We start from the raw sequence: 25,838 nt of genomic DNA, 5'->3' as shown, positions 1-25,838 counted from the left end.
CCTGAGCCCCAATGTTTTCCTGGCCACAGGGGATTGCCAGGCCATCACGCACCGTGGCGAGGGAGCTTGCTCCCGCTGGGCTGCGCAGCGGCCCCAAAGCCATTCAGCGCGGTGTGCCAGGAAAACACAGTTGCCAAGTTTACGACTGCTGCGCAGCCGAGCGGGAGCAAGCTCCCTCGCCACGGATCGGGTAAATCCTGGGGTTAGGTGTAGATTCGTTGCCGCCTTCGCGAGCAGGCTCGCTCCCACACTGCCCTGAGCCCCAATGTTTCCTGGCCACAGGGGGATTGCCAGGCCATCACCGTGGCGAGGGAGCTTGCTCCCGCTGGGCTGCGCAGCGGCCCCAAAGCCATTCAGCGCGGTGTGCCAGGAAAACACAGTTGCCAAGTTTACGACTGCTGCGCAGCCGAGCGGGAGCAAGCTCCCTCGCCACGGATCGGGTAAATCCTGGGGTTAGGTGTAGATTCGTTGCCGCCTTCGCGAGCAGGCTCGCTCCCACACTGCCCTGAGCCCCAACGTTTTCCTGGCCACAGGGGGATTGCCAGGCCATCACTCACCGTGGCGAGGGAGCTTGCTCCCGCTGGGCTGCGCAGCGGCGCCAAAACCATTCAATGCGGTGTGCCAGGAAAACACAGTTGCCGGGTTTACGACTGCTGCGCAGCCGAGCGGGAGCAAGCTCCCTCGCCACGGATCGGGTAAATGTTGGGGTTAGGTGTAGATTCGTTGCCGCCTTCGCGAGCAGGCTCGCTCTCACTGGTGTTCAGGTCCTTCAGGTAAGCTTCGTCACTTGCTCGCCGCTAGAGGTTTGCCAGCGCTTTTAAGCTATAATCCCGCCCTTTAGCTGCCCAGCGCCCTTGGCGCGCGGCGCATCAATTCTTCGCGGCGCTTGTCGCCCGTATGCAGACATAAGAGGCTAGACCCCTGTGGCATTGACGATTCTTGGCCTGTCCGGCGCCCTTAGCCATGATCCTTCCGCAGCGCTGTACATTGACGGCAAGCTGATCGCGGCGGCCGAGGAAGAGCGCTTCGTACGCGATAAACATGCAAAGAACCGCATGCCCTACGAGTCGGCGAAGTTCTGCCTGGAGCAGGCCGGCATCAAGCCGTCCGATGTTGATGTGGTGGCGATCCCGTTCGCCCCGATCAGCCTGTTCGGCGAAGCGCGCTGGCACTACGCCAAGCGTTACTGGTACGCCCCGGATCGCGCCCTTGATGCGATCCTGATGGGCAACCGTCGCTACAAGCGTTATCGCCGCAAGATAGTCTGGTGCCTGGAGCAACTGGGCTTCGATCCGAAAAAAATCAAGATCGAACCGGTCGAGCACCACTTGGCTCATGCCTCCAGCGCCTACCACTGCTCGGGTTTCCAGGAAAAAACCGCGATCCTGGGTATCGATGGCAAGGGTGAATACGCCACGACGTTCTTCGGCTACGGCGAAAACGGCAAGATCCACAAGATCAAGGAATTCTACGATCCGGACTCCCTGGGCGGTCTGTATGGCGCGATCACCGAGTTCCTCGGCTTTGAAATGCTCGACGGCGAATTCAAGGTCATGGGCATGGCGCCGTATGGCGATGCCAGCAAGTACGATTTCTCGCGCCTGGCCTCGTTCGAAAACGGCGAACTGGTGATCAACACCGACTACGCCAACGTGATCGGCCTGCGTCGCTATAAAGAGAAAGGCAAGGGCTTCTACTTCTCGCCAAAGCTGATCGAATGGCTCGGTCCGAAGCGTGAAGGCGACATCGCCGACGAGCCGTACATCCATTACGCCGCCAGCATGCAGGCGCTGTTCGAGAAGCTCGCGCTGCAGATGATCGACCACTACCTGGGCGACGTGCTCAAGGAAACCGGCAAGCTGGCCTTCGCCGGCGGCTGCGCACTGAACGTCAAGCTCAACCAGAAAATCATCGCCCGTGACGACGTCAAGGAACTGTTCGTGCAGCCGGCCTCCGGCGACGCCGGCACCGCGGTAGGCGCGGCGGCTTATGTGTCCCATGCCCGTGGCGTGCCGGTGGAAAAGATGGAGCACGTCTACCTCGGCCCGGCCTACAGCAACGAAGACGTGATCGCCGCGTGCGCCCGTCATCCGAGCAAGCCGGTATGGCGCAAGATCGACAACACCCCCGAGCGCATCGCCAGGATCATGGTCGACGGCAACCCGGTGGCCTGGTTCCAGGGGCGCATGGAGTTCGGCCCGCGTGCCTTGGGCGGTCGTTCGATCATCGGTTGCCCGAGCGCCACCGGCGTGGCCAATCGCATCAACGAGCAGATCAAGTTCCGCGAGCGCTGGAGGCCTTTCTGCCCGTCGATGCTCGACACTGTTGCCCCACAGATGATCAAGGTCGATCACCCGGCGCCATTCATGACCTTTACCTTCGAAGTGGCCGAGGAATGGAAGACCCGCGTGCCGGAAGTGGTTCACGAAGACGGCACTTCCCGGGCCCAGGTGCTCAAGCGTGAATACAACCCGCGCTACTACGACATGATGAAGGCGCTGGAAGTCCTGACCGGCAATGGCGTGTCGCTGAACACTTCGCTCAACCGTCGTGGCGAGCCGATGATCTGCTCGCCGACCGACGCGCTGAACATGTTCATCGGCTCTGACCTGCAGTACCTGATCATGGAAGACATTCTGGTCGTCAAGGACGGTGTGGACGCTTATGACTGAGGTGCTGATCAGTGTCGTCATCCCGGCCTACAACTACGCCGAGACCTTGCCGCGGGCGGTGAACTCGGTCATCGCGCAGTTAGGCGAAGCCCAGGCCGAGCTGTTAGTGATCGACGATGGTTCCACTGATGCAACGCCGCAGATCCTGGAGCAATTGCAGGCCGAACACGCCGGGCTCTTCCGGGCCCTGCGCAAACCCAATGGTGGTTTGTCGTCGGTACGCAATCGCGGGATCGAGGAGGCTCGGGGGCAATACCTGATCTTCCTGGATGCCGACGATGAGATGGCGCCGGGCGCGCTTGCCGCCGTGACCCGGCATGTTGCCAGTCATCCCGAAACTCGCCTGGTCATCGGCAGCCACTGGTCGGTGTTTCCTGACGGGCGTCGCGTCCAGCATGCGGTAAAGCCGTTGCCGGCCACGCCGCGTGAGCGCGTCCGGGGCTACCTGCTGGACAAGACGGTGACCCTGTCCAACGGCGCCTGTGCCATGCACCGCGAGGTGTTCGGGCCGGGTAACTATCCCGAGCATCTGCGTAACGTCGAAGACATTCCGGTGTTTGCCCAGGTGCTGGCGCGCTTTCCATGCACCGTGCTCGATCAGCCGCTGGCGCTGATCTACAAGCATGGCGACAGCATGCGGCATGACCTCAGGCAAAGCCTGGCGGCGGGCGTGGGCATGGTCGACGAGGTGTTTTCCCCGGCGCGCATGCCGCAGTCGTTGCAAGATTTGCGCAAGGCCTTCATGGCCCAGCGTTGCCTGTCGTTGTTCCGCGATTGCTACAGCGCCGGTGACTATGCCAATGCCAAGGCTTTTTATGCCCAGGCCGTGCGTACCGATGTTCGCTCGATCACGCGCTGGTCCTATACGCGCAAGGCTATCCGGTTGTTGTTCAAGTGAACGCCGCAAGGTCTGACGACAGCATGTTCCAGGCCGACGGAAGCTGGGCTCGAAAGGCTCGTGAACTGGACCGCTACCGCTGGAAACTGCTGCGCGAGCGCCACGGTCGCCTGGGCAGCCTGTTGCGCCTGGTTCGTGACGTGGTGGTGGATGTAGCGATTGGTTTGCGCGCCAAGGCGTGCTTGAAGCATTCGACCGACGCGGTACCTTGCGAAGTGCTGCTGCTACATTCAGCGCCCAAGTCCATGGCGCTGCAGCGCAAGAACATCCTGATCGATGCCCTGCGCAAGCGCGGTCATCAACTGACGGAAGCTGCGCTGCGAGCTCCTGCCGCCGCCTGTGCCCAGCGCATGCTGGCACCGCCGCCACAGTCCGTGCCGCTACGTTACCTGGTCTATGCCGCCCACGCCCAATGGCTGGTGATGACCTATCAGCCCAAAGTACTGATCAACGAACGCAATGGCAGTCTGCACGCGCCGTTCCTGCGCCTGGCGCTGGCTGCGCGTGGGGCCCGCCTGCTGCACCTGGCGCATGCCACGACACTGGAGTCGTCCCGTCGGTTGGGAATGAATGACTACGATTATTACGGCGTCTTCGGTCGCAGTTCGCTGGAAGCACTGCAAGAGCGGACGCTGCGGTTCGGTGAGTCGACGGTGGTGCTGGTCGGTTCCTACCTCGCCGACGAAACCTATGACCTGCCCGTCGCTGATCCAACTATCAAAACGCTGCTGGTGCTGGGGGTAGGGCCTGATCGGGAGAAAGAAGCCGGTTACCAGGACACTTACCAGTTGCTGCGCGATTGGGCCGGACGCAACCCGGATTATCGCGTGCTGTTCAAGCGCCATCCGCGCAGCAAGGCGCAGTTCTGGCGCGACGCGGCGACGCGGTTCGCCAACATCGAGTTGCTGGATGTGGAGTGCTCGCTGGCACAGGCGCTCGCCCAGGCCAGCGCGGTCATCAATATCATGTCCAACGCCGGCATCGAGGCAGGTCTGGCGGGGCGTCCGGTAATTCATGTGAATGCCGGCCGCGATGTGGATATCTTTTCCCACGCGTTGTTCTTCGGGCCGCAAGTGCGCGATGAACAGGCGTTTTCCCAGCAGTTGCACGCGCTTGAGCAGGACTATCCGCAATGCGTGGCCAAGGCTCGGGGCTTCGCCGACTACCATCTGGTGCACGGCTCCAGAGGGTTGGCAAAAACCGTCGAGCTGGTCGATGACTTGCTGCGCGGCAGAGACCCGGCAGAAAATTTCGAAACCTTCAGGCTGCCTGCCGTCGGCTGACGTCGCAGCCTGCCGCTCAAATGCCGAGCGCGAGCCTCAGTTCCCGCTCGTTGCACACCTTCTGATGACTGAGATAATGCTCCAGGAACTGGTTGTCCTGGAGCAGCCATTCGCGGTCCTGTCGATAGCGCAACATGTGTTTGAAATTGCGCAGGCGCAGCCCTTTGCGCAGCGGCTTGTGATAGGCCTTCAGGTCGGCGACATCGATCAGTCCCAAGGTGTTTTCAGGCGTCAGCACCACGTTGCCCAGGTGCGCGGAGCGAAAATAGATACCGTTCTGATGCAGGCGAGCGATGAACTCACCCAGTCGTGACCGAAGGTCGATAGAGGTGTCCGCGCCGAGCAGTTGACGAAGGGTGCTGCCGGGCAGCGGGTCGTAATGCACGGCATCACGCTCGATGGCGGGAATGCGGTAGACCTGGCGAATGCGCGGGCATTCGATGCCGCGCGCCTGCAAGGTCTGGCAGTTGTCGGCAAAGCGCTGGGCATACGGTGACCAGAGCGCGGAGGTCAGCAGGCGTTTGCGGCGAAACAGCTTGAGCATCGAGCCATCGGCCAGGCGCAGCACCTTATCCCCTTGGCGATCGGCCTCAAGGACATCGGCACCTTCGCGCAGGCTGAGGTAAACAGTAGGGTCGAGCGTTTGCATCAAGGCTCCAAGGCTTGGCCCGCTGGGAGGGGCAGCCGGGTATGTTAGCGCAGTGTGCAGGCGGCAAAAACCGCTGTGGTATAGTCGCGTCAATTTTCCCAGGGTGTTCGCCCTGTTTGCGGGCCTGCCTGGCGCCGTCTTTCTGGACATTCCATGACAAAAACGCTGTTCATTTCCCTGGCCAAGCACCAAGGCCTTTATTTCAACCGCTTGCTCAACGAAACCGAGCTGCAGGGTAAAGTCGTTTCTCCTCAACAAATGCCTTGGCCCGGGTTCCGACGGATCTCCAAGGTTGTTTCGTGCATCGATTGGCCGAGTCTGATCGAGGAAAAGTGCGCGGAACGTCGGGTCAAGAACAAGAACAATGGCGCGCTGTATCGCCTGTTGCTGCGCCTCGAACTTCTCTGGATGGCCCTGCGCGCCCAGGCCTTGCTTGATCGGGAACGCCCCGATGCGTTGGCGTTCTGGAACGGCTCCCATCGTTACTGCCGGTTGCTCACGGCGCTGGCACCGAGCGGCTGCAAGACGTTCTTTTTCGAGAACGGCCTGTTGCCCGACACCACCACCGTGGACCCGCGCGGGGTGAACTACCTGAACGCGGTTCCGCGAGATGCCGGTTTCTACCTCGACTACCCGTATCCGGTGCCGGAAAACCAGGCTGCACCGGTGCTGATTCCCCGTGCGCCACGCAGCGCCGGCCCGGCGCCGATCGAGCTGCCGGCGCAATTTGTGTTCATTCCGTTCCAGGACGATCGTGACAGCCAGGTCCGGCTATTTTCGCCCTGGATCAGGAACATGCGCGAGATGTTTGCCTTGGGCGAGCGACTCGCCGAGGAAACGGGCCTGACGGTGGTGTTCAAGGAGCACCCGTCCAGCCGCGAGACGTACCCCGAGCTGCACGAGCGGACCCATGAGCGCCTGCTCTTCGCCAACGGCAATGCCACGCAGCAGTTGATCGAGGCCAGTCAGTTCGTGATCACGATCAATTCGACCGTGGGCCTGGAAAGCTTGTTGTTGGGCAAGCCGGTGCTGACCCTGGGCCAGGCGTTTTTTAATATCGAGGGGCTGGTGATGCACGCCGACGATGCCGATCAGGTCGTGTCATTGGCTCGTGCATTCCCGCAATGGCCGCTTGACGAGCGCTTGCGGCGCAACTTCTTCCATTACCTTTCCGAGTGCTATTGCATCAAGGGTGGCTGGAAGAATGCCGACCAGGCTCAGTTGCAACGGGTCGCCGATAGGCTGCTGGATAAAAACTAATGACCATCTACCTGAGACGACTGATCGATAAAAACAGCCTGGCAATATGGGCATCCATCGGCTTCCTCGTGCTGTTGTGTGGGGCGTGGGTGCTGCCCAGCAACAAGCTTTACCATCAATCGTTGATTTTCCTGTTGTGGTTGCCCGCCTTGTTGGGGCTGCTGCATCGGGATGTGCGCTTGATGCTCAAACAGCCCGAATGCGTACTCTTCGCCGCGTTCGCGGCCTGGACGCTGGCGGTGCTGATGGTCGAGGGCGGCGATAACGCCTTGGGCAAGAGCAAGGTGGTTCTCTACGTGACGCTGTCCCTGGCAGGCGTGCTGCTGGCTGCGCAGCATCGCCAGTGGCGGCTGGAGTCCATGTTGTTGGGTGCGTCGATTCTCGGCGGTTTATTCGCAGCCGCGTCCTGGGTGTATTTCTATGGGATCAGTGCCCGGCCTTTGAGCGACCGGTTGATTGCCATCGGCCTGTGGAGCACGCCGATCATGGCTGCCCATGCGGTGGGGAGCCTGGCGATCATGGGCGTCTTCTCCTGGCAATCCAGGCCTCTCAGGCTCCCTGTGCTGGCGTTGCTGATGATTGCGGCGCTGGGCTACTTGTTATTTCTCGGTTCCAGCCAGACCCGTGGGGTGTGGATCGGGCTGGGCGCCTGCCTGCTGGTGATGGCGGTGGCGCGGCCTTCACGCCTGGGCGGCGCGCTGGTCGTCCTGGTCGTGCTGGGGGTGGCCCTGGTTGCTGCATTCGACCCGGAAATCCTTCTGCAGCGCGGCGTGTCTTTTCGTCCCCAGCTTTGGCAGGGCGGCCTTCAATTGATGCTCGATCACTGGGCAATGGGCGTGGGGTTTCACCAATACCTGATTCCGGTCCCTGAGATCGGCCAGGCTTTCAAGCATCCGCACAATCTGTTCCTGGATACCGGTGTGCGCCTTGGCGTGCCTGGCTTGCTGCTGTTCGGCGGGCTGTGGCTGGCCGCAGGCTGGAGAGGCTGGACGTGCCGGGCGCAGCCGCTGGGCCAGGTGTTGTTGGCCCTCTGGGTCTTCTCATCGGTTTCCTTGATGACCGATGGCATCGGCTTGTGGCTCAAACCCAATGCGGACTGGCTGATCACCTGGCTGCCCATTGCGTTGAGCATCGTGCTGGCTGCCCGAGGTCGCGCTGCAGGGACTTCCTCCTGACTGAACCGATGTAATTGGTTCGCTGTTACAATCCGCAGCTTGTCTGTCTTTTCAAACGTGCGAGGCGCACCGAATGGCCAATTCCGACCAGCAATCGAGCATGAAGATTTACTTGCGATTGCTGAAATACGTTCTCCCGTATTGGGGCGCTTTCGCCGTCAGTATCGTTGGCTTCGTGTTGTTTGCATCCAGCCAGCCGATGCTGGCGGACATGCTCAAGCATTTTCTCGACGCGCTGCAAAAGCCCAATGACACCCGCTTCATGGGGGTCTCGCTGGTGCTCGGGGTGCCGCTGTTGATCGTGCTGATCGCGGTTTACCAGGGGATCGGTTCGTTCCTGGGCAACTACTACCTGGCCAAGGTCGCCCGGGGCGTCGTCCATGACTTGCGTTGCGCGCTGTTCGACAACCTGCTGACCTTGCCCAACCGTTATTTCGATAACCATAACTCCGGCCACCTGATTTCCCGTATCACCTACAACGTGACCATGGTCACCGGCGCCGCCACCGATGCCATCAAGGTTGTCATCCGGGAAGGCCTGACCGTGGTGTTCCTGTTCGGCTACCTGCTTTACAGCAACTGGAAAATGACCCTGGTATTGCTGGCGATCCTGCCGGTCATTGCCGTGCTGGTGAGTAGCGCCAGCAAGAAATTCCGTAAGCAGAGCAAGAAGATCCAGGTGGCGATGGGCGATGTGACCCACGTGGCGTCGGAAACCATCCAGGGCTACCGCGTGGTACGCAGCTTCGGCGGCGAACACTACGAAATCGAGCGGTTTCACAAGGCCAGCGCCGACAACATGAACCGCAGCCTGGGCATGACGCGGACCCAGTCGATCTACACGCCGATGCTGCAACTGGTGATCTATATCGGCATGGCCGTGTTGATGTACCTGGTGCTTTACCTGCGTGGCGACGCCTCGGCAGGGGAACTGGTCGCCTACATCACCGCCGCCGGTCTGCTACCCAAGCCTATCCGCCAGTTGTCGGAAGTCAGCGCCACGATCCAGAAAGGACTGGCCGCGGCGGAAAGCATTTTCGAGCAGCTCGACGAAGAGCCCGAAATCGATACCGGCACCCAGGAAATGGTCCGGGTCAACGGTCGCCTGGAAGTGCGTAACCTGAGCTTCCAATACCCGGGTACGGAAAGGCTCGTGCTCGACGATATCTCCTTTACCGCGGAAGAGGGCCAGATGATTGCCTTGGTAGGGCGCTCGGGCAGTGGCAAGTCGACCCTTGCCAACCTCATCCCACGGTTCTATCACCACGACAAGGGCCAGATATTGCTCGACGGCGTGGATGTCGAGCAGTACCGGTTGACCAACCTGCGTCGGCACATCGCCCTGGTGAACCAGCAGGTCACGCTGTTCAACGACAGCGTCACCAACAACATCGCCTATGGCGATCTTGCCGGCGCACCGTTTGAAGACGTCCGCAGGGCTGCCGAAGATGCCTACGCGGCCGAGTTCATCGAGCAGATGCCCCAGGGTTACGACACCCTGGTGGGCGAGAACGGCGTGCTGCTGTCCGGCGGCCAGCGCCAGCGCCTGGCGATTGCCCGGGCGTTGCTCAAGAACGCTCCGCTGCTGATCCTCGATGAAGCCACCTCGGCGCTGGACACCGAGTCCGAGCGGCACATCCAGGCAGCCCTCGACCAGGTGATGAAAGGGCGCACCACGTTGGTCATCGCCCACCGGTTATCGACGATCGAGAAAGCCGATCTCATCCTGCTGATGGACAAGGGTCGTATCGTCGAGCGCGGTACTCACGCCGAGTTGCTGGCGCTGAATGGCTTCTACGCGCGCTTGCACGAGAAGGATTTCGTCGAGGCTGCCGATGAGGTGGCGAAGGAGACCTTCGTTTGATCCTGAGTTACTGGCGGGCCTGGCGCGAAAACGGTTGGACCCCCATAGACGCCGTGGCTTACGCCCAGGCCTGGCATCAATTCGGTGGCAGCGTGGCGACACACCCTGATGTGGTCGAGCGCCTGGCCGGGCTGGTGGGCATTCCGGTGCGCTACCTGGGCTGGCTCGTTGACGGCCAGCTGTGCGCCGCCATGCCTACCTGGGGCCGGCATGTGGCGCTGTCCAAGGATGTGCTCAAGCGTGAAGGCAAGCGTGGCATGCTCGACCTCGGCAATGCCGAGGTCATCCTGCCCGTCAGCCAAGGCGCCCAGGTTCGCCTGCGGCACCGCATGCGGTATGTGTCCGAACTGAATGCACCGCACATCATCGGTCTCGCCGAACAACCCGAAGGCCTGGCGCTGGCGCGTGAGCCCGAGGACTACAGCAAGAAGTTTCGCTACAACCAGCGCCGCGAGCAGCGTCTGCTGGAAGACGCCGGTGGCAGTATCCGGCCAATGCTCGACCTGAGCCCCGGCGAGCAGGCTGCGGTGTATGCCGACCTGTTCCAGCGTCGCTGGAATTTCGAAGCCCCCGGCAAGACCCATCTGGCCGAGGTGTTCAGCCTGATGCGCGAATTCATGACCGGCTCGCTGATCTATTTGAATGACGAACCGGTGGCGATCCAGATTCTGTATCGGGTCGAGGCGCCCGGCTGGTTCAGCCTGGAATATATCAATGGGGGGGTTGACCCGCAGAGCCGCGATTTCAGCCCGGGCAGCGTACTCAGCTTCGTCAACACCCAGGCACAATGGGAGCACGCCCGGGCGGCGGGCAAACCGTTGCGCTACTCGTTCGGCCGCGCCGATCGCGAATACAAGGATCGCTGGTGCAACCGGGTTCCGGTCTACCAGGTTTGAGCCAGGACACGCAGCTGATGAACGAGGGAACAGCACCGTGAGCGCACGCAAGCAGCAACTGCTCAAACGCCACCGTCAACGCAAGCGCCTGGTTCTGGCCGGCGCGCTGCTGGCGGCGCTGGTGCTCGGCTTCACGGTGTCGTGGTGGTCGTTGCCGGTGTTTCTCCTGTTGGGCTGGGTGGCTCATGAAGCGTGGTTCTCCGACCATTTGTTCTATGCTCCGAGCGATGATTATCGCTATGACTTTCCGCCAGATACCCCGCAATTTCCCGTCACGCTGAGCGGCGGACGGCTGCAGGTCACGGGTCAGTTCGATGCCCGGCAGACATTGATCCTGCAGGTGCGGGTGAAAAGTCATTGGCTGGGGCGCTTCCTCGACCCACAGGTGTGGATCGGTGAGGATCGCCAGGATCTTGAACGGGGCGTCTGTGGCGAGCGCTTCCTCAATCTGTCCGGGCAAGAGGCGGCGCTGTCGGCCGGAACCCTGGCCTTGCGCGGACGTTTTTGCAGCCTGGCTCCCGGGGCAACGTTGCATGTACTGAGCAACCCGGATTTCGCCCGGCAGCGCCTGCTGATCGTCGCGCCCCATGCCGATGACGCCGAACTCGCGGCGTTCGGGCTGTACAGCCGTGCCAGCGAGGTTGCGATCGTTACGCTGACCCAGGGTGAGATCGAGGCCGAGCGTTATCGCGACATGGGCCTGGATCCCGCCGAGGCCGCTCGTCTCAAGGGTCGCCTGCGCAGTTGGGACAGCCTGGCCGTGCCATTGTGGGGGGGCGTGGCGCAACAGCAGTGCGTGCAGCTGGGTTACTACTGCCTGCAATTGGCGGCCATGGCCAAGACGCCGGACCAGGGCTTTGGCTCGCGGGAGTCGGGCGAGAGCGATATCCGCGAAGCCCGGCGGTTCAATGCCTTGAACCTGCCGGGTGACGCGGATGGCCTGCCGACGTGGCGCAACCTGGTGGCCGACCTTGCGCGGCTGCTCGAACATCACCGGCCCGAGGTGGTGCTGACGCCGCACCCCGAGCTGGACCCCCACAGCGATCATGTCGCCAGTACCCGGGCGCTGATGGAGGCGATCGAACTCGGCACCTGGCGGCCACAGACATTGCTGCTCTATGCCAATCACCTGCATGACAACGACCGCTGGCCGATGGGCCCGGCAGGCCATGGCATTGCGCTGCCGCCGGCCATCGAACCGTTGCCGGCCGATGGGTTGTGGAGCCCGTCGCTGGACGCCTCCACCCGCATGGACAAGGCCATGGCCCTGGGCATGCAGCATGACTTGCAGGGCCGACCTCCGTTCAAGCGACGGCTGCGCCGTATCATCCAGCGACTGCTGGCCGGGCGCCGCTGGCCCAGCACCGGAGAAGACGAATTTTTCCGCAAGGCGGTTCGGCGCCACGAGCTTTTCTGGGTCCGGCGGCTGAATGGGACGCCGCCGGAGGACGACCAGGCCCGTCGACCTTGAGCCGTCGAGGTGCCTCGGCCAGCCCGTGCAGCTCATCCGATAACCGCCATGGACGAGCCTTCCCCAACCCTGTGCTAATATCGCGCCCCTGTTCATTTTGTATGTGGGATGCTCCATGAAGTTGTCCATGCCGCGATTCGATCAAGCCCCTGTATTGGTGGTCGGCGATGTCATGCTCGACCGCTATTGGCATGGCGGTACATCACGGATTTCCCCAGAGGCACCGGTGCCGGTGGTCAGGGTCGAGCATATCGAGGATCGGCCCGGTGGCGCCGCCAACGTCGCCCTGAACATTGCCGCGCTCGGCGCACCGGCGTCCCTGGTCGGCGTGACCGGCGACGACGAAGCCGCCGACAGCCTGGCCAACAGCCTCAAGGGCGCGGGCGTGCGGGCGATATTCCAGCGCATTGCGCACCAGCCGACGATCGTCAAGTTGCGGGTCATCAGCCGCCATCAGCAACTGTTGCGGATCGATTTCGAAGAACCGTTCGCCACCGATCCCCTGGCCCTTGGCGCCGAGGTCGATCAACTGCTCGAAGGTATCAAGGTGCTGGTGTTGTCGGACTACGGCAAGGGCGCCTTGAAAAATCACCAGACGCTGATCCAGGCGGCTCGTGCCCGGGGTATTCCGGTGTTGGCCGACCCCAAGGGCAAGGATTTTTCCATCTACCGTGGCGCGAGCCTGATCACCCCGAACCTCAGCGAATTCGAGACCATCGTCGGTGGCTGCGCCGACGAGCACGAGCTGGTGAGCAAAGGCGCACAGCTGATGCACGACCTGGAGCTCGGTGCGCTGCTGGTCACCCGGGGCGAACATGGCATGACCTTGTTGCGTCCCGATCATCCGGCGCTGCACCTGCCGGCCCGTGCCCGTGAGGTATTCGACGTGACGGGTGCCGGCGATACGGTGATTTCCACACTGGCGGCGGCCATCGCCGCTGGCGAGGAACTGCCCCATGCGGTGGCCCTGGCGAACCTGGCGGCGGGTATCGTGGTTGGCAAACTGGGCACGGCGGCCATCAGCGCTCCGGAGCTGCGTCGCGCCATCCAGCGTGAAGAGGGTTCCGAGCGTGGCGTGCTCGGGCTGGAGCAGTTGCTGCTGGCCGTCGACGACGCCCGCGCGCACAACGAAACAATCGTGTTCACCAACGGTTGCTTTGACATCCTCCATGCTGGGCATGTGACGTACCTCGAACAGGCCAGGGCCCAAGGCGATCGCCTGATCGTCGCGGTCAACGACGATGCCTCCGTGAGCCGTCTCAAAGGGCCGGGCCGGCCGATCAACAGCGTTGACCGGCGCATGGCGGTGCTGGCCGGCCTTGGCGCGGTGGATTGGGTGATCAGCTTCAGCGAAGGCACGCCGGAAAACCTGCTGCGTCAGGTCAAGCCGGACGTGCTGGTCAAGGGTGGCGACTATGGCATCGACCAGGTCGTCGGCGCCGATATCGTCGCGGCTTATGGCGGCACCGTGAAGGTGCTGGGGCTGGTGGAGAACAGCTCGACGACGGCAATTGTGGAGAAGATCCGCAATAACTGAGCCATTGCCGTCGAGCTAGCTCCGTGGCTGGGGAGCTTTTGTGGCGAGGGAGCTTGCTCCCGCTTGGGTGCGCAGCGCCCATGAAAAATGGGGGTCGCTGCGCAACCCAGCGGGAGCAAGCTCCCTCGCCACAAGAGCATTTCCAGATCGCTGTGACTAACGCACCACCTTGCGTGGCACGATCTTCTTGAGCAACTGCCGGGCCTTGCCCTTCAATCGGGTCAGCCCGGATTCTTTTCCTGGCGGCGTCAGCCCTTGCTGTCGCAGCCAGTCCTTCCAGCGAATCCGCTCCTCGCGCACCAGCCAGCCGTCCTGTCGGGCGAAGCTCTCCGCCAGATACAACCCTCGGGTGCTGGCCGGGTATAGCTGATCCTTCTTCAACGTATACAGCTCGGGCAAGGGTTGTCCGTCCTGCAGCGGCATCAGGTAGAGATCGGGCCGCTTGCGGTCCAGGCGCGCGACCAGTTGGTCGCCCTCCAGCCGTTCATCGACATGGAACAGGCTCAGGGACTTGGCTTCCTTGGGTACATCCAGGCGCAAATCGTAGATCAACTGCAGCGATGCCGTGGGCAAATGGACGTAGGCCCTTGGGCGTTCGATCAGTTGCAGGTTGGCGCAGCGCACCGGGCGAGCCGAGCCCGATAGCGGGGCCAGTCGAAACGGCAGGGCCTCACGGTAATGCAGGGCGCTTGAATAGGGCGCCGGCAACCACGTGTCGTTGAAACGTCCGCCAAGCCAGCCTTCAGGGGTTTCCAGCAGGCATTCTTCGGCTATTTCGTTGATCGCGGTGAGCAGCGGCAGGTTCAGTTCATGGGCCGGGACGTAGCCGGAAATCAGCTTGAGCACTACATCGCCGCGATCCTGTCGGCGTTGACGCACGAGCACCCAATAATCGCGGTTCTGCCAATGCAGCGTCAGGCGCACCGAGACGCCCAGGTTCGCCAGTTCCACGGAAAAACGCTCGGCATCGTCGACTGTCACGGGGCGGCGCCGCTGCAAAGTCTGGGCGAAATTCAGCGGCATGCCCACGCTCTGGTATGTCAGGCCTTCGGGCGTTGCTTCGACAGCGAGGGGCAGGGTCTTGAAGTTGCTCGGGTTTTTTCTGATGAGCGTACGCGGCATGTCGGCTCCTTGCTTAAGACCGCGTAGGCGGCGTCAGTTTTTACGCAGGACCTTGGCTACGGTCGCGACGTTATGGGCGAGGTGCAGCGGATTGATGGTGCCGACAATAGCACTGGCAACCCCGGGATGCTCAAACAACAGTTCGAAGCTGGTGCGAACCGGGTCTTCGCCGGGGCTCAGGCAGACGTGACCGCTGGCCAGGGCTTTTTTTACCAGGATCGCCTTGCCGTGCTCGCTTGCGTAGTCAATGACCGCCTTTTCGCTTCGTTCGTTCAGATTGTAGGTGACCATCGCACAATCACCTTGCTCCAGAGCTTTCAAGCCGCCGTCGACGGTCTTGCCGGAGAAACCGAAGCCAGCGATCTTGCCCTCGCGCTTGAGGGCCGCCAGGGTCGGGTAGACCTCGCTGTCGTTGAGGATCGCCAGGTCGTTGCCGTCCGAGTGCACCAGTACCAGGTCGATATACTCGGTTTCCAGGCGTTTGAGACTGCGCTCCACCGAAAACCGCGTATGGGCGGCGCTGAAGTCGTGGCGCGACTGGCCATCGTTGAACTCCTCACCGACCTTGCTGACGATCACCCAGTCGTGACGCTGGCCGCGCAGTAGTGGGCCGAGGCGTTCTTCGCTGTGCCCATAAGCCGGTGCGGTGTCGATCAGGTTGATGCCCAGCTCGCGGGCCAGCTTGAGCAGCATGCGCGCTTCGCTGTCATCCGGGATGCGAAAACCGTTGGGGTACTTGACGCCCTGGTCGCGGCCAAGCTTGACCGTGCCCAGGCCCAGGGGAGAAACCAGTGGGCCGTTATGGCCCAGCGGGCGATGCAGGTCGTGCAGGGTCGGTAGGCTCATGGCAACAATTGCTCCCAGGCGGGGACGCCCATGGGCGGTTTCGGCAGGGCCGGCAGCGGGGCGGGGTGGCTGGGCTGGATGCCGTCGCGTTGCAGCGCGGTGATGACCCGGTCGGAAAAGTCCGGGGCCAGCGCCAGCTTGGTCGGCCAACCCACCAGCAGGCGTCCCTGCTCGGCGACAAAGGCATTGTCCGGACGGGTCAGGCCCGATTGCAGCGGCTCGGCGCGCGCAACCCGCAGGGTGGCCCATTGCGCCGTACTGAGGTCGATCCACGGCAGCAACTGGCTGAGTTCTTTCTGGGCGACGGCAATCTGCGCGGCGGGTTCGCGGGCGACGGCATCGCCCTCGGCGAGGTCGCCACCCAGGTACCAGACCCACTGGCCGTCGGCTGCCGGGTGGGTGGTCACGGTGACGCGTGGTTTCGGTCCGCCGCCCAGGCAGTGCGCATACAGCGGCTTGAGGCTCGGCCCCTTGACCAGCACCATGTGCAGCGGCCGGGTCTGCATGGCCGGCTGATCCAGGCCCAGGGCCTTGAGCAAATCGGCGGTGCCACCGCCGGCACTGAGGACAATGCGTTGGGCGCGGATCTCGCGGTCGTCGACCTTCAGCCCGACCAGCTCGCCCTGTTCGTGCAATGGGTCGATGCGCTGCCCGGCCAGCAGGCTGTCGCCGGCCAGGTCCGCCAGGCGTGCAATCAGGCTGGGAACGTCCACCACCAGCTCGGCCAGGCGGTAGACCTTGCCCTTGAAGCGCTTGTCCTGCAGGGCCGGCGGCAGTTGCTCGCCCTTGACCTGGTCGACGCGACCGCGCACGGCCTTGCTGGCGAAGAAACTGGTCAGGTTGCCGGCCAGGGTGCCGGGAGACCAGAGGTAATGAGCGTCGGACAACATGCGTACGCCGGACAGATCCAACTCACCGTCGCCCTTCAGGGCTTCGCGCCAGCGGCGCGGCATGTCGGCGATGGCTTCCGAGGCGCCGGTCAGGGCTCCGTGCAGCGCGTATTTGGCGCCCCCATGGATGATGCCCTGGGATTTGACACTCTGCCCGCCACCGAGGCTGGCGCTTTCCACCAGCACGGTTGAAAACCCCTGGCGGCGCAAGCGCGCGTTCAGCCAGAGGCCGGCGACTCCGGCGCCGACAATCAGGATGTCGGTGGAAATAACGGATGGCATGCAGCGACCTCAGTGTTCAAGACAAGGGCGCAGTATACAGACTCGGTGCGGGTGGAATTTGCTGATGGTCAAGGTGACAAGTTGCGAAAGGCTTTTGTGGCGAGGGAGCTTGCTCCCGCTGGGCTGCGTAGCGGCCCTGAAGGCTTGGGACCGCTGCGCGATCCAGCGGGAGCAAGCTCCCTCGCCACGATGCATTCCAGTCCATAAACAATGTGTTTCAATGCCCGGCGGTTTTGGAAAACAACTGAATCACCACCACCCCCAGCACAATCAACGCCATCCCCAGCATCGCCGGTACGTCGAGTTTCTGGCCGTAGATGAACAGCGCCGCCACGCTGACCATGACGATGCCCATCCCGGCCCAGACCGCGTAGGCCACGCCTACCGGTACGGTGCGCACCACCAGCGTCAGCATCCAGAACGCAATGCCGTAACCGGCGACGACCAGCAGCAGGGGCAGCGGTGTGCTCAAGCCTCTGACCGCTTTCATCGAAACGGTGGCGATCACTTCAGCGCAGATGGCGATGGCCAGGTAGTAGTAGGCGTTCATGGGCAGATCCTCATTGGCGGTTGCGTGTTTCGACGGGGACATTCTAGAGAACGAGCAGATGCGGTAAAGTCATTACCTATCTGCAATGGAGATAGGTTGCGCCATGAATGTTCAATGGAATCTGGAGCAGTTGCGGCTGTTTGTCGGTGTGGCCGAGAAACGCTCGTTTTCCGCCGTGGCTAGGGACCAGCGCAAGGCGCAATCGGCCATCAGCAGCGCGATTGCCCTGCTCGAAGCCGACCTTGGCGTGAACCTGTTCGAGCGCAGCAGCGGCCGCCAGCCCCGGCTCACCGATGCGGGCGAGACGCTGCTGGAAGAGGCGCGGGAAGTGTTGCGCCAATGCGAGCGGCTCAACGGTCGAGCCCTGGCCTTGATGCGCGGGCAGGAGGCTTCGCTGCGCCTGGCCCAGGATGAAGCCATGCCCTATCAACCGGTAATCGACAGCCTGGTGGCGCTGGCCGAGCAGTTTCCAACGCTCGAAGTGCAGCTGGCCAGCGCCGCCCAGGGCGACGTGGCGCGCAAACTGGTGGAACGTCGCGCCGATCTCGGCTTGCTGTTCTATCACGATCAGATCCCCGAGGCGCTGGAGCGGCGGGTGCTGGGCAGCGTCGAGATGGTCACGGTGTGTGGCCGGGGCCATCCACTGGCGCACCATGGTTATGTGTCGTGCCGGGAAATGGCCCGGCACCGGCAGTTGCTGATGGCGACCCAGACCAGCGTTTACCCCGGCAGCGAGCAGGCCAGCCCGCAGGTCTGGCGCGCCGACAGCTTCTATGTGCTCGCCGAATGGCTCAGAAGTGGCCTGGGCTGGGCCTGGCTCCCTCGCCACGTTGTGCAATACCCGGCCTATCTGGGAGAGATGGTCGAGCTGAGCAGCGAATGGACCCCGCCGGCCCTGGTGGTGGAGCTGGTCTGGCGTCGCGATGAGCCGCTGGGCCCGGCAGCGCGTTGGCTGGCGGAACGTTTTGCCGTGCAGTTGCAGGCGATTGGCTGAAAAACCGATAAACTCCGCCGCCATGAACAGAACTCTCTATAGCGCATTGTTTTATCTGGGGCTGCCGCTGGTGGCGATTCGGCTGTGGTTGCGGGCACGCAAGGCGCCGGCCTATGCCCGGCGCATCGGCGAGCGGTTTGCGTGGGGCTTGCCAGCACTGGTTCCGGGCGGCATCTGGGTCCATGCGGTGTCGGTGGGCGAGAGCATTGCCGCCGCGCCGATGATCCGCGCCTTGCTGCAACGTTATCCACAGCTGCCGATCACGGTGACGTGCATGACGCCCACCGGTTCGGAGCGGATCAAGGCGTTGTTCGCCGAGGAGCCGCGCGTCCAGCACTGCTATCTGCCTTATGACCTGCCTTGCGCGGCCAGGCGTTTTCTCGGTCAGGTCCGGCCGAAACTGGCGGTGATCATGGAAACCGAGCTGTGGCCCAACCACATCCATCAGTGCGCCAGGCGCGGTATCCCGGTGGCGTTGGCCAATGCCCGGCTCTCGGAGCGTTCGGCGCGCGGTTATGCCCGTTTTCCCAAACTGACCCGGCCGATGCTCGGCGAGATGAGCCTGTTTGCCGTGCAGACCGAAGCCGAGGCCGAGCGGTTTCGCCAACTCGGTGCCCGAGCCGGAACCGTCGAGGTGACAGGCTCGATCAAGTTCGACCTGACCATCGACCCGCAGCTGCTCGAAAGCGCCAGCGCCTTGCGCCGCCAATGGCAAGCCGTGGAGCGCCCGGTGTGGATCGCCGCCAGCACCCATGAGGGTGAGGATGAAGTGGTGCTGGCAGCCCACCAACGGCTGCTCGCCAGTTATCCCGATGCGTTGTTGATCCTGGTGCCGCGGCATCCGGAACGCTTCGATTCGGTGGCGCAGTTGTGTGAGCGTGAAGGTTTCGCCACGGTCCGGCGTTCCAGTGCGCAACCGGTCACTGCACAGACATCGGTGCTGCTGGGCGACACCATGGGCGAGCTGCTGTTTCTCTACGCGCTGGCCGACAGCGCTTTTGTCGGCGGCAGCCTGGTGCCCAACGGCGGGCACAACCTGCTCGAACCGGCGGCGCTGGCAAAACCGGTCCTCAGTGGCCCACATCTGTTCAACTTCCTCGAAATCGCCGCGCAACTACGGGCGGCCGGGGCGTTGCAGGAAGTCGAAGATGCCGAAAGCCTGGCCCTGGCGGTACAGCGCCTGTTCGAACTGCCCCGCGATGCCCAGCGTATGGCCGAGGCGGGGTTGAAGGTGATGCGCAGCAACCAGGGCGCGTTGCAGCGATTGCTGGACGGGTTGGGGCGGTTGCTCGATTGAGCCTTTGTGGCGAGGGAGCTTGCTCCCGCTCGGCTGCGAAGCAGTCGTAAAATCGGGCACTACCGTTCTGGCTGGCGGAACGCGGTGACTGGCCTTGGGCCTGCTTGGCAGGCCAGCGGGAGCAAGCTCCCTCGCCACAGGGGGATTGCTTGCAGGTGTGCTACTGCGCCGGCCGCGAGCGCAACTGCTCTGCCGCCGCCTGTGCCAGGTCCGGCGGCAGGAAGTCCTTGTCCGGGTTGTAGTCGGGCTTGAGGTAGCGTGACAGGGCCTGCAGGTCTTCCGGGCTCAACGTCCCGGCGGCCTGTTTGAGGCGCAGATTGTCGAGGATGTAGTCGTACCGGGCGTTGTTGTAATCGCGCACCGAGGTGTACAACTGGCGCTGGGCGTCGAGCACATCGACGATGTTGCGGGTGCCCACCTGATAGCCGATTTCCGTGGCGTCCACCGCGCTCTGGTTGGAAATGATCGACTGGCGCCGGGCTTGGACCTGTTCCACATCGGTGTTCACCGCGCGGTGCAGGTTGCGAGTGTTCTCCACCACTTGGCGGCGCAGGCCTTCGCGCTGCTGCTCGGTCTGGGTGAGTTGCGAGTAGGACTCGCGCACCTGGGAGCTGGTCAGCCCGCCGCTGTAGATCGGAATGCTCAATTGCAGGCCGATGGTGCGTTGCTCGGCGTCGCCACCGTAGCGCTGGCCGGTGGGGTTCGGGTTGGTAAAGCCGAGGCCGTCGTTGTCACCTTTGCGGTATTGCGCGATGGCGTCGAGGGTTGGCGCGTGGCCAGCCTTGCGCTGGCGCAGGGTGTCTTCGGCGGCGGTGACGGCGTAGTTGCTGGCCAGCAGGTTGAGGTTCTGCCGGGCAGCGGTGTCGACCCAGGCCTTGGCGTCGTTGGGCGCCGGCGGCAGGATCGGCAGGGTGTGGACGACGCCCTGGATCGCATTGTATTGGCGGTTGGTCAGGGTGATCAGCGCTTCGAAGGCATCTTCGACCTGGCGCTGCGCGATGATCCGGTTGGCCCGGGCGGTATCGTAGCTGGCCTGGGACTGCAGCACGTCGGTCTTGTCCGACAGACCGACGTCGAAGCGTTCGTTGGACTGGTCGAGCTGGCGCCTGAACGCGGCTTCCTCGGCCTTGGTCGAGGCCAGGTTGTCCTGGCTGCGCAGCACATTGAAATAAGCTTCGGCGCTTTGCAGGATCAGGTTCTGCTCGGTGGCCGACAACTGCAGCGACGCTTGTTCGTTGACCGATTTGGCGGCCTGCAACTGGAACCAGCGGTCGGCGCGGAAAATCGGCTGGGACAAGGTGGCCTGGTACACCGTCGAGCTGCGGGTGGCGGTCATCGCCGGCTGGTCGAGCTCGGTGCGGGTGTTGTTCAGGTCGGCTCCGGCCGAAAGATTGGGCAACAGCCCGGCGCGGGCCTGGGGCACCACTTCTTTCTGGGCGCCGTATTGGGCGCGGGCGGCGGCCAGGTCGGCGTTGTTGTCCACCGCTTCCTGGTACACGCTGACCAGGTCGGTTCGGGTGGATAACGGGGCTTCGGCGGCCCAGGCCATTCCATTGGTCGCACAAGACACGGCAAGGGCCAGTGAGAGTTTGCGCAGCATGAGGCGATCCCTACGTTCAAGATTGAATGCGCATAACAGGCGCGCGGCGTAGCGAGTGTAGTTGCGCCTACGCACGGCAACAATCCTGTATATGCGCCATTCATCACGGCTTTTGCCCTGGCGATGGCGTTCTGCGCCGGTTGTGTCTAGACTGGCCGGGTTCTTGTCGGGGTGCCTTGCTATGAGGCTGAGATCGAATAATTTCGGATCCCGTTGAACCTGATCAGGTTAGCGCCTGCGTAGGGAACAAGATTTCTCGTCACCCGGCGAGTCCTCTTGTGCTTCGTCCGGGATGTTGTTCGACAATCGACTTTCGATCTTCGAACAGGCTCGAGCAGCAAGCACAGCGTTCGCACTTTCGTGCAGGGACGCGTCCATTCGCCACAGGTTCGCTCCGACAAAAATCCACTGCCTGGATGTGTGTCTGGAGAGCCCGTGATGACGACAAAATCAAAAAACGCGACCAACCTCAGTGAATCGGCCCAGGTCGATCAGCAATCGGTCCAACCGTTTACCCGCTCGCAAAAAATCTACGTCCAGGGCAGTCGCCCGGATATCCGCGTGCCGATGCGCGAAATCAGCCTCGACGTGACCCCCACCGACTTCGGCGGCGAAATCAACGCGCCAGTGGTGGTGTATGACACCTCGGGGCCCTACACCGACCCGAACGTGACCATTGATGTGCGCAAGGGCCTGGCCGATGTGCGCTCGCCGTGGATCGAAGCCCGTGGCGACACCGAGCCTCTCGCCGGCCTGAGTTCCAATTTCGGCCAGGAACGCCTGGCCGATCCCGAGCTGACCAAGCTGCGCTTCGCCCATGTAAACAACCCGCGTCGCGCCAAGCCGGGCGCCAACGTCAGCCAGATGCACTACGCGCGCCAAGGCATCATCACCGCTGAGATGGAATACGTCGCCATCCGCGAAAACATGAAGCTGGAAGTGGCCCGCGCCGCCGGCCTGCTGGACCAGCAACATGCTGGTCACAGCTTCGGCGCCAGCGTGCCGAAAGTCATCACCCCGGAATTCGTCCGTGACGAAATCGCTCGTGGCCGCGCGATCATCCCGGCCAACATCAACCACACCGAGCTGGAACCGATGATCATCGGCCGTAACTTCCTGGTGAAGATCAACGGCAACATCGGCAACAGTGCGCTGGGTTCGTCCATCGAAGAAGAAGTGGCGAAGCTGACCTGGGGCATCCGCTGGGGTTCGGACACGGTCATGGACCTGTCCACCGGCAAGCACATCCACGAAACCCGCGAGTGGATCATCCGCAACTCGCCGGTGCCGATCGGCACCGTGCCGATCTACCAGGCCCTGGAAAAAGTCGGCGGCGCGGCCGAAGACCTGACCTGGGAGTTGTTTCGCGACACGCTGATCGAACAGGCCGAGCAGGGTGTCGACTACTTCACCATCCATGCCGGCGTGTTGCTGCGTTATGTGCCGATGACCGCCAAGCGCGTCACCGGTATCGTCAGCCGTGGCGGTTCGATCATGGCCAAGTGGTGCCTGGCGCACCACAAGGAGAACTTCCTCTACACCCACTTCGAAGACATCTGCGAAATCATGAAGGCCTACGACGTCAGCTTCTCGCTGGGCGACGGCCTGCGTCCGGGCTCGATTGCCGACGCCAACGACGAAGCGCAGTTCGGCGAGCTGGAAACCCTCGGCGAGCTGACCAAGATCGCCTGGAAGCACGACGTGCAATGCATGATCGAAGGCCCCGGCCACGTGCCGATGCAGTTGATCAAGGAGAACATGGACAAGCAGCTGGAATGCTGTGACGAGGCGCCGTTCTACACCCTCGGCCCGCTGACCACCGACATTGCGCCGGGCTACGATCACATCACCTCCGGCATCGGCGCGGCGATGATCGGCTGGTTCGGGTGCGCGATGCTCTGCTACGTCACGCCGAAGGAACACCTCGGCTTGCCGAACAAGGATGACGTCAAGACCGGGATCATCACCTACAAGATCGCCGCCCATGCGGCCGACCTTGCCAAGGGCCACCCGGGCGCGCAGATCCGTGACAATGCCTTGAGCAAGGCGCGGTTCGAGTTCCGCTGGGAAGACCAGTTCAACCTCGGCCTCGACCCGGACACCGCCCGCTCGTACCACGACGAAACCCTGCCGAAGGATTCGGCCAAGGTCGCGCATTTCTGTTCGATGTGCGGGCCGAAATTCTGCTCGATGAAAATCACCCAGGAAGTGCGCGAGTACGCGGCCAACCAGCGCATTGAAGCGGTGGATGTCGAGGTCGCCCAAGGCCTGGCGGAGCAGGCGGAGCGGTTCAAGAAGGAAGGTAGTCAGCTTTACAAGAAAGTGTGATCTGCGCTGAGGGCGGTGGTGATCTTGCCGCCGCCTTCGCGAGCAGGCTCGCTCCCACAATGGATCTGCGGTGAACACAAGATTTGTGAACCACCGAGTTCCACTGTGGGAGCGAGCCTGCTCGCGAAAGCCATCACCAGAACAACAATTATCTCTCTGAGAAAACAACCCTTGAACATCCAACCCAGCACCTATTCCCCAGACACCGCGGTGCCCCTGGACAAACGCGTCTTCGGCGCCCGCGATCTGTTTTCCCTGTGGTTCTCCTTGGGCATCGGCCTGATGGTCTTGCAGGTCGGCGCCTTGCTTGCGCCGGGCCTGGGCTTGAGCGGTTCGTTGCTGGCGATTTTCCTCGGCACGCTGGTGGGCGTCCTGCTATTGGCGGCGGTCGGGGTGATTGGCAGCGACACCGGCCTGTCGGCCATGGCCGCGCTCAAGCTCAGCCTCGGTGGCAAGGGCGCGAGCGTGCCGGCGCTGTTGAACCTGTTGCAGTTGATCGGCTGGGGCTCGTTCGAAATCATCGTCATGCGCGACGCCGCCAGCCTGCTCGGCGCGCGGGCGTTCAGCGAAGGCAGCCTGGGCTCGAATCCATTGCTGTGGACGCTGTTCTTCGGCGCGTTGGCGACCCTGCTCGCGGTGAGCGGGCCGCTGACCTTCGTACGCAAAATCCTGCGCAAATGGGGCATCTGGTTGCTGCTGGCGGCGTGCATCTGGTTGACCTGGAACCTGTTCGCCAAGGCCGATCTGCCGGCGCTGTGGGCCCAGGCCGGCGACGGTTCGATGTCGCTGGCGGTGGGTTTTGACATCGCCATCGCCATGCCGCTGTCCTGGTTGCCGCTGATCGCCGACTACTCGCGTTTCGGCAAACGCGCCAGAAACGTCTTCGGCGGCACGGCCGTGGGGTTCTTCATCGGTAACGTCTGGCTGATGAGCCTGGGCGTGGCCTACACCCTGGCGTTCGCGCCGAGCGGTGAAGTCAATGCGTTGCTGCTGGCCCTGGCCGGTGCCGGGTTGGGCATTCCGTTGCTGCTGATCCTGCTGGACGAGTCGGAGAACGCCTTCGCCGACATTCATTCGGCGGCGGTGTCGACGAGCATGTTGTCGGGGCTGAAGGTCGAGCACCTGGCCTTGGCGATTGGTGTCATCTGCACCGTGATCGCCTGCTTCGCGCCGCTGGCGCAGTACCAGAACTTCCTGTTACTGATCGGCTCGGTGTTCGCGCCGCTGTTCGGCGTGGTGCTGGTGGATCACTTCATCCTGCGCAAGCGCAGCAGCCAGGTGCGCTCAGTCGCGTTGCGCTGGCCGGCGTTGTTGGCCTGGCTGGGCGGGGTGAGTACCTACCACCTGCTGGCCAACTTCTATCCGGACATCGGCGCTACCCTGCCGTCGCTGATCCTGGCAGGGGTGCTGCAATTGTTGCTGGGCCGGGCTTTCAGCTACGGCCGGGAAACAGCTCGGGCTTGAGGATGCCGTTGAGACGTGGGTAGGCGATTTTCAATTCGATGTGGCCCAGGGCGTACGGCGCGATGGTGCTCACTTCGTATTTGAGGATCACCCCGCCGTAGGTCAGCGCGATGTGCGGGGTTTTCTGGAAAGACCACTGCTTCAGGAATTCCGGTTCCTGATCCAGCTTGGTGCTGATCAGCCAGCTGTTGTGGGCCACTTGCGCGGCTTTCCAGAAGGCTTCTTCCTGGCCCGGCAGCAGCATGTCCGACAGCGTCAGCACTTTTTGCTGCTGGCGCGAATAATTGATGAAACCGCGACCAGGGGTGCCGTGAGCGCCGCCGGTGTCCAGGTAGCTGGACAGTTCGATGATCACCAGGCCGTCATGTTGCTCACGTACCTTGGCCTGCAGATAGCTGCTGTTGCGCGGTGCGGCGCTGCGCAGAAACTGTTCGCGATAGGCGGCCAGCGTCGGCGCCACCGGGGCGTCCGGGGTGGTGCGGGTCATTTGCAGCAGACGTTTCTCGATGATGCCATCCAGCGCGGGCTCGGTAGGGAAATGCAGGGTGTCGATGTTGACCAGCGGGCAGTCGGCGCTGGCGCAGCCAGGCTGCAATTGCTCCGACGCATCGCGAGTGGTCTCCAGCGGGGCGCGGTAATTGGGTTGGAACAGGCTCTGGCAAGCGCCCAGTATCAGGGCAATGGCGGCCAGCGAAGCAATCTTGAAAAGCGACATGGGCGTCCTTCGTGAAACAGGGAAAGGCAAAAAGTTACCCGCTTC

At 62.8% G+C, this 25,838-nt stretch carries 20 protein-coding genes and 1 riboswitch; of the genes, 13 read left to right on the top strand and 7 right to left on the bottom strand.

Annotation, left to right across the window (positions count from 1 at the left end):
• The first annotated feature begins 923 nt into the window (after nucleotides 1-923).
• The 3 genes from J3P89_RS25900 to J3P89_RS25890 are packed head-to-tail and all read left to right on the top strand — an operon-like array spanning nucleotide 924 to nucleotide 4,853.
• Entirely contained in the window at nucleotides 924-2,672 is a 1,749-nt protein-coding gene (locus J3P89_RS25900) for a carbamoyltransferase family protein (protein WP_434696070.1), read from the top strand.
• On the top strand, nucleotides 2,665-3,570 hold the full coding sequence (locus tag J3P89_RS25895) for a glycosyltransferase family 2 protein (RefSeq protein ID WP_434696069.1): 906 nt from the start codon (nucleotides 2,665-2,667) through the stop codon (nucleotides 3,568-3,570). The genes J3P89_RS25900 and J3P89_RS25895 overlap by 8 nt, the downstream gene beginning before the upstream one ends.
• Before the next feature lie 23 nt (nucleotides 3,571-3,593).
• Entirely contained in the window at nucleotides 3,594-4,853 is a 1,260-nt protein-coding gene (locus J3P89_RS25890) for a capsule biosynthesis protein (protein ID WP_434696068.1), read from the top strand.
• Between the two features lie 16 nt (nucleotides 4,854-4,869).
• Here the strand turns inward: J3P89_RS25890 and J3P89_RS25885 are convergent, their stop codons facing one another.
• On the bottom strand, nucleotides 4,870-5,502 hold the full coding sequence (locus J3P89_RS25885; protein WP_434696067.1) for a toluene tolerance protein: 633 nt from the start codon (nucleotides 5,500-5,502) through the stop codon (nucleotides 4,870-4,872).
• Nucleotides 5,503-5,655: 153 nt separating this feature from the next.
• On the opposite strand from J3P89_RS25885, the gene J3P89_RS25880 reads away from it, so the two are divergent.
• The 6 genes from J3P89_RS25880 (at nucleotide 5,656) to hldE (ending at nucleotide 13,705) form a co-directional block, all read left to right on the top strand.
• Nucleotides 5,656-6,762 carry a capsular polysaccharide export protein, LipB/KpsS family gene (locus J3P89_RS25880; RefSeq protein WP_434696066.1) on the top strand — a complete coding sequence of 369 codons (1,107 nt, stop codon included), beginning with the start codon at nucleotides 5,656-5,658 and terminating at the stop codon, nucleotides 6,760-6,762.
• Nucleotides 6,762-7,937, top strand: coding sequence for an O-antigen ligase family protein (locus J3P89_RS25875; RefSeq protein WP_434696065.1), 1,176 nt, complete (start codon nucleotides 6,762-6,764; stop codon nucleotides 7,935-7,937). The genes J3P89_RS25880 and J3P89_RS25875 overlap by 1 nt, the downstream gene beginning before the upstream one ends.
• A gap of 73 nt (nucleotides 7,938-8,010) precedes the next feature.
• A complete protein-coding gene (gene msbA / locus J3P89_RS25870; RefSeq protein WP_434696064.1) occupies nucleotides 8,011-9,801 on the top strand; it encodes a lipid A export permease/ATP-binding protein MsbA in 1,791 nt (596 codons plus the stop codon).
• Complete coding sequence (locus tag J3P89_RS25865) at nucleotides 9,801-10,697, top strand: GNAT family N-acetyltransferase (protein ID WP_434631519.1); 897 nt, start codon at nucleotides 9,801-9,803, stop codon at nucleotides 10,695-10,697. Before msbA ends, J3P89_RS25865 begins: the two co-directional genes overlap by 1 nt.
• Nucleotides 10,698-10,734: 37 nt before the next feature.
• Nucleotides 10,735-12,168: a PIG-L deacetylase family protein gene (locus J3P89_RS25860; RefSeq protein ID WP_434696063.1), complete on the top strand. Its 1,434-nt coding sequence runs from the start codon at nucleotides 10,735-10,737 to the stop codon at nucleotides 12,166-12,168.
• 115 nt (nucleotides 12,169-12,283) lie between these two features.
• Nucleotides 12,284-13,705: a bifunctional D-glycero-beta-D-manno-heptose-7-phosphate kinase/D-glycero-beta-D-manno-heptose 1-phosphate adenylyltransferase HldE gene (hldE, locus tag J3P89_RS25855; RefSeq protein WP_434570040.1), complete on the top strand. Its 1,422-nt coding sequence runs from the start codon at nucleotides 12,284-12,286 to the stop codon at nucleotides 13,703-13,705.
• Between the two features lie 156 nt (nucleotides 13,706-13,861).
• Here hldE and J3P89_RS25850 read toward each other — a convergent pair whose 3' ends face one another.
• The 4 genes from J3P89_RS25850 to J3P89_RS25835 all read right to left on the bottom strand — a co-directional run bounded on the left by J3P89_RS25850 (nucleotide 13,862) and on the right by J3P89_RS25835 (nucleotide 17,395).
• Nucleotides 13,862-14,827, bottom strand: a complete 966-nt coding sequence (locus J3P89_RS25850) for a metal ABC transporter ATPase (RefSeq protein ID WP_305497250.1) — start codon at nucleotides 14,825-14,827, stop codon at nucleotides 13,862-13,864.
• 33 nt (nucleotides 14,828-14,860) lie between these two features.
• Entirely contained in the window at nucleotides 14,861-15,673 is an 813-nt protein-coding gene (locus J3P89_RS25845) for an aldo/keto reductase (protein WP_434696062.1), read from the bottom strand.
• Nucleotides 15,670-16,845: an NAD(P)/FAD-dependent oxidoreductase gene (locus J3P89_RS25840; RefSeq protein WP_434696061.1), complete on the bottom strand. Its 1,176-nt coding sequence runs from the start codon at nucleotides 16,843-16,845 to the stop codon at nucleotides 15,670-15,672. Before J3P89_RS25840 ends, J3P89_RS25845 begins: the two co-directional genes overlap by 4 nt.
• Before the next feature lie 217 nt (nucleotides 16,846-17,062).
• On the bottom strand, nucleotides 17,063-17,395 hold the full coding sequence (locus tag J3P89_RS25835) for a DMT family transporter (RefSeq protein ID WP_434696059.1): 333 nt from the start codon (nucleotides 17,393-17,395) through the stop codon (nucleotides 17,063-17,065).
• Between the two features lie 103 nt (nucleotides 17,396-17,498).
• Here J3P89_RS25835 and J3P89_RS25830 point away from each other — a divergent pair, with 103 nt between their 5' ends.
• Both J3P89_RS25830 and waaA read left to right on the top strand, forming a co-directional pair.
• On the top strand, nucleotides 17,499-18,389 hold the full coding sequence (locus J3P89_RS25830; protein WP_434570036.1) for a LysR family transcriptional regulator: 891 nt from the start codon (nucleotides 17,499-17,501) through the stop codon (nucleotides 18,387-18,389).
• A 22-nt stretch (nucleotides 18,390-18,411) separates the two neighbouring features.
• Entirely contained in the window at nucleotides 18,412-19,686 is a 1,275-nt protein-coding gene (gene waaA / locus J3P89_RS25825) for a lipid IV(A) 3-deoxy-D-manno-octulosonic acid transferase (RefSeq protein WP_434696058.1), read from the top strand.
• A gap of 160 nt (nucleotides 19,687-19,846) precedes the next feature.
• On the opposite strand, the gene J3P89_RS25820 is transcribed toward waaA, so the two are convergent.
• Nucleotides 19,847-21,286: a TolC family outer membrane protein gene (locus J3P89_RS25820; RefSeq protein ID WP_434696057.1), complete on the bottom strand. Its 1,440-nt coding sequence runs from the start codon at nucleotides 21,284-21,286 to the stop codon at nucleotides 19,847-19,849.
• Nucleotides 21,287-21,443: 157 nt separating this feature from the next.
• A riboswitch (TPP riboswitch) is annotated at nucleotides 21,444-21,549 on the top strand.
• 175 nt (nucleotides 21,550-21,724) lie between these two features.
• Between J3P89_RS25820 and thiC the strand changes: the two genes are divergently transcribed.
• The gene (thiC, locus tag J3P89_RS25815; protein ID WP_434696055.1) at nucleotides 21,725-23,614 is read left to right on the top strand and encodes a phosphomethylpyrimidine synthase ThiC; all 1,890 of its coding nucleotides are present in this window, start codon (nucleotides 21,725-21,727) and stop codon (nucleotides 23,612-23,614) included.
• A 171-nt stretch (nucleotides 23,615-23,785) separates the two neighbouring features.
• The gene (cytX, locus tag J3P89_RS25810; protein ID WP_434626393.1) at nucleotides 23,786-25,078 is read left to right on the top strand and encodes a putative hydroxymethylpyrimidine transporter CytX; all 1,293 of its coding nucleotides are present in this window, start codon (nucleotides 23,786-23,788) and stop codon (nucleotides 25,076-25,078) included.
• On the opposite strand, the gene J3P89_RS25805 is transcribed toward cytX, so the two are convergent.
• Nucleotides 25,047-25,793 (bottom strand): DUF3298 domain-containing protein, encoded by a 747-nt coding sequence (locus tag J3P89_RS25805; RefSeq protein WP_434602640.1) that lies wholly within the window; start codon nucleotides 25,791-25,793, stop codon nucleotides 25,047-25,049. The two genes, cytX and J3P89_RS25805, sit on opposite strands and share 32 nt — an antisense overlap.
• Nucleotides 25,794-25,838 lie beyond the last annotated feature (45 nt).

This window comes from Pseudomonas sp. Z1-14 (assembly GCF_051132005.1).
Classification (GTDB): domain Bacteria; phylum Pseudomonadota; class Gammaproteobacteria; order Pseudomonadales; family Pseudomonadaceae; genus Aquipseudomonas.
The sequence above is the reverse complement of the archived record's forward strand: the minus strand, read 5'-3'. Positions and strand labels throughout refer to the sequence as shown.

Bases quoted from the DNA above. Each gene is read 5' to 3' on its own strand.
- J3P89_RS25830 (WP_434570036.1), top strand. From the start codon at position 17,499: ATGAATGTTCAATGGAATCTGGAGCAGTTGCGGCTGTTTGTCGGTGTG.
- thiC (WP_434696055.1), top strand. From the start codon at position 21,725: ATGACGACAAAATCAAAAAACGCGACCAACCTCAGTGAATCGGCCCAG.
- J3P89_RS25835 (WP_434696059.1), bottom strand. From the start codon at position 17,395: ATGAACGCCTACTACTACCTGGCCATCGCCATCTGCGCTGAAGTGATC.
- msbA (WP_434696064.1), top strand. From the start codon at position 8,011: ATGGCCAATTCCGACCAGCAATCGAGCATGAAGATTTACTTGCGATTG.
- waaA (WP_434696058.1), top strand. From the start codon at position 18,412: ATGAACAGAACTCTCTATAGCGCATTGTTTTATCTGGGGCTGCCGCTG.
- J3P89_RS25890 (WP_434696068.1), top strand. From the start codon at position 3,594: ATGTTCCAGGCCGACGGAAGCTGGGCTCGAAAGGCTCGTGAACTGGAC.
- J3P89_RS25885 (WP_434696067.1), bottom strand. From the start codon at position 5,502: ATGCAAACGCTCGACCCTACTGTTTACCTCAGCCTGCGCGAAGGTGCC.
- J3P89_RS25850 (WP_305497250.1), bottom strand. From the start codon at position 14,827: ATGCCGCGTACGCTCATCAGAAAAAACCCGAGCAACTTCAAGACCCTG.
- J3P89_RS25805 (WP_434602640.1), bottom strand. From the start codon at position 25,793: ATGTCGCTTTTCAAGATTGCTTCGCTGGCCGCCATTGCCCTGATACTG.
- J3P89_RS25895 (WP_434696069.1), top strand. From the start codon at position 2,665: ATGACTGAGGTGCTGATCAGTGTCGTCATCCCGGCCTACAACTACGCC.
- J3P89_RS25875 (WP_434696065.1), top strand. From the start codon at position 6,762: ATGACCATCTACCTGAGACGACTGATCGATAAAAACAGCCTGGCAATA.
- J3P89_RS25840 (WP_434696061.1), bottom strand. From the start codon at position 16,845: ATGCCATCCGTTATTTCCACCGACATCCTGATTGTCGGCGCCGGAGTC.
- hldE (WP_434570040.1), top strand. From the start codon at position 12,284: ATGAAGTTGTCCATGCCGCGATTCGATCAAGCCCCTGTATTGGTGGTC.
- J3P89_RS25820 (WP_434696057.1), bottom strand. From the start codon at position 21,286: ATGCTGCGCAAACTCTCACTGGCCCTTGCCGTGTCTTGTGCGACCAAT.
- J3P89_RS25880 (WP_434696066.1), top strand. From the start codon at position 5,656: ATGACAAAAACGCTGTTCATTTCCCTGGCCAAGCACCAAGGCCTTTAT.
- J3P89_RS25845 (WP_434696062.1), bottom strand. From the start codon at position 15,673: ATGAGCCTACCGACCCTGCACGACCTGCATCGCCCGCTGGGCCATAAC.